This is a genomic window from Promicromonospora kroppenstedtii DSM 19349 (genome assembly GCF_000515355.1).
In the GTDB taxonomy this organism is placed as follows: domain Bacteria; phylum Actinomycetota; class Actinomycetes; order Actinomycetales; family Cellulomonadaceae; genus Promicromonospora; species Promicromonospora kroppenstedtii.
The window spans coordinates 7,038-9,952 of the sequence record NZ_KI911667.1; the positions used below are offsets into that span (position 1 = coordinate 7,038).

Annotated in this window: 2 protein-coding genes and 1 pseudogene; all 3 read right to left on the bottom strand. The window is 71.4% G+C overall.

Going from position 1 to position 2,915, the window contains the following annotated elements; all coding sequences use genetic code 11:
* Positions 1-364: 364 nt before the first annotated feature.
* Entirely contained in the window at positions 365-2,188 is a 1,824-nt protein-coding gene (gene glmS, locus PROKR_RS13180) for a glutamine--fructose-6-phosphate transaminase (isomerizing) (RefSeq protein WP_036963956.1), read from the bottom strand.
* A 34-nt stretch (positions 2,189-2,222) separates the two neighbouring features.
* Complete coding sequence (locus PROKR_RS13185) at positions 2,223-2,486, bottom strand: hypothetical protein (RefSeq protein WP_036963958.1); 264 nt, start codon at positions 2,484-2,486, stop codon at positions 2,223-2,225.
* Between the two features lie 174 nt (positions 2,487-2,660).
* A pseudogene (locus PROKR_RS13190) lies at positions 2,661-2,915 on the bottom strand (tyrosine--tRNA ligase); the annotation flags it as partial.

Consider the following 2,915-nt stretch of genomic DNA (forward strand, 5'->3'; position numbering starts at 1 on the left):
CCGCAGAGGAAGGGAAACCATCCGAGAGAACCGCGGCCTGACCGCGTCATCCTCGTTCGGAGGCAACCTCTGTAACTTACCCTACCACGCTCCCCGGCGCAAGCATCCTGTTCAGGATCCATACCTCGGGGTGCCTGTCCGGCAAGCCCACCCTCGTTCTAGAGCGCACGAAGCCCTCTGAAGTCTTGAGGTGGTTTCCGCCCCGGGACCGGCCAGTCACGCTCTCCGCGCTCCTGTCCGTCTCTCCCTGTCGGGCGAACAACCGGAACAGTACACAGCCATCGCGGTCCACGCAAAATCAGCCGGCGATGGGGCTCCCCGAGCCCGTCCGGTGCCCGAGGAGCCCAACCGGAGACAGGCGCCGTCACTCCACGGTGACGGACTTCGCCAGGTTCCGCGGCTTGTCCACGTCGTGCCCCAGCGACAGCGCCGCGTGATACGCCAGCAGCTGCAGCGGCACCGTCAGCAGCAGCGGGTCGAGCTCCCGCTCGTTGCGCGGCACCTCGATGCGCTCCGCACGCAGCTCACCCAGGTCCACGCCCGGGTGCGTCACGACCACCAGGGGGCCACCGCGCGCGGCGATCTCGTGGAGGGCAGCCACGTTGCGGTCGGTCAGCTCGTCGTCCGGCACGATCGCGACCGTGGGCACGTCGGACGAGATGAGCGCCAGCGGCCCGTGCTTCAGCTCGGACATCTGGTACGCCTCGGCGTGCCGGTAACTGATCTCCTTGAACTTCTGCGCGCCCTCGCGCGCCACCGGGTACCCGCGCACCCGGCCCACGAAGAACAGGCTCTCGGCCGCGGCCAGCGACTTGGCGGCCTCCGCGATCCGCTCCTCGCCGTCGAGCACCTGCTCGATCTGGGCGGGCAGGGCCTGCAGGCCCGCCACGAGCCTGCGCCCGTCGGCCACCGAGAGGTCGCGTACCCGGCCGAGCTGGAGGGCCAGGAGCGCGAAGCCCACGTACATCGTGGTGAGCGCCTTGGTGGAGGCGACGGCGATCTCCGGCCCCGCGTGCAGGTAGATCCCGCCGTCACAGGCCCGGGCGATGGCGGAGCCGACCACGTTGACCAGGCCGATCACGCGGCCGCCCTTGCGCTTGATCTCCTCGACCGCCAGCAGCGTGTCGATGGTCTCGCCCGACTGGCTCACCGCGACGTACAGGGTGTCCGGCTCGATCACGGGATCGCGGTACCGGAACTCGCTCGCCGCCTCGGCGTCGGCGGGTACGCGGGCGAGCTCCTCGACGAGCGAGGCGCCCATCTGGCCCACGTAGTACGCCGAACCGCAGCCCAGGATCTTGACGCGGCGCACGGCCCGCAGCTCGCGGGCGTCCATCTCGAGGCCGCCCAGGTGCGCGGTCGCGAACCGCTCGTCGAGCCGGCCGCGCAGCGCGCGCTCCACGCTGGCCGGCTGCTCCAGCATCTCCGTGTACATGCGCGGCCGGCCGTCGATCTGCCCGTGCTCGTAGGCGCTGGGGTCGACGTCGACCTCGCTCGCCGTCGTCTGGGTGCGGGTCAGGTCGCGGCGGAACGTGGTGAAGCCCGCCGCAGTGACGGTCGCCAGCTCGCCGTCGGCGAGGTGGGCCACCGTGGTGGTGTGCCGTACGAGGGCGGCCAGGTCCGAGGCGACGAACATCTCCTTCTCGCCCACGCCGACCAGCAGCGGGCTGCCGTTGCGCGCCACCACGACCCGGTCCGGGAAACCCGCGTGCACGACGGCGAGGCCGTAGGTGCCCTCCACCGCGTCCAGCGCGTCGACGACCTTGCCCTCCAGGGTGTCCGCTCCCGACAGGGCCACGAGATGGGCGAACACCTCGGTGTCGGTGTCGCTCACGAGCTCCACCCCCTGGTCGGTCAGGCGGGCGCGCAGCGCGGCGGCGTTGTCGATGATGCCGTTGTGCACCACCGCCACCGTGCCGCTCGCATCGGTGTGCGGGTGGGCGTTCACGTCGGTCGCGGGACCGTGCGTGGCCCAGCGGGTGTGCCCGATGCCCACGCGCCCGGAGGTGCGCTTCGGCAGCACGTCGGCCAGGTCACGGACCCGCCCGGCGCGCTTGGTGACCTTCAGCTGCGAGCCGACGACGGCGACACCCGCCGAGTCGTACCCGCGGTGCTCCAGCCTGCCGAGCGCCTCGACCAGCAGCGGGGCCGCGTTCTGGGCCCCGACGTAACCGACGATTCCACACATGTTGGTGCTCCTTCGAAGTGATGGTCGGGCGGACTCAGCCGTAGATCATCCGGCGGAGCTGCCGCTCGCTGAGGCGGGGCGCCGCGACGACCCGCTGCTCGAGCTCGGCGGCGATCCGCGCGAAGATCTCGGGGTTCTTGGCCCCGTGCGTCTTCAGCTCGGCGTGCCGCCGCCGGACGACGTCCTCCACCGGTTCGGCGTAGTAGGCGACCACGTCGCCGATCACGCGCGCCGCCTCGGCAGGCGTGAGTCCGGTGGTCGCCGCCACCTGGGCGACGAGGTCGGAAGACGTCCTCATGTCGCCGAGCCTCGCGCATCCTGCGACCGAACGACAACTTCTTGCCCGGAATCGGGCAAGATCCGACTTCACTGATTCGAGGGACAGATCAGGGCAGCTCGTCCGAGCAGACGAAACGGCGGCCGCCCGCTTCTCAGCAGACGGCCGCCGTCCGGCACCGGTGTGGTCAGGAGGTCACTCCGAGGCTGCGACCGCCAGCGTCTTCTTGCCCCGGCGGAGCACCGCGTACCGGCCGTGCAGCAGGTCCTCGGTGCCGAGTGCGGCGTCGTCGGACGTCACCTTGACGTTGTTCACGTAGGCGCCGCCCTCCGCGATCGCGCGGCGCGCGGCGCCCTTGGACGCCACCAGGCCCGAGCCGACCATGAGGTCGGCGACCAGGTCGCCGGCCTTGGCCGTGACGCGCGGCAGCTCGGCCACCGCGCCGGCGAG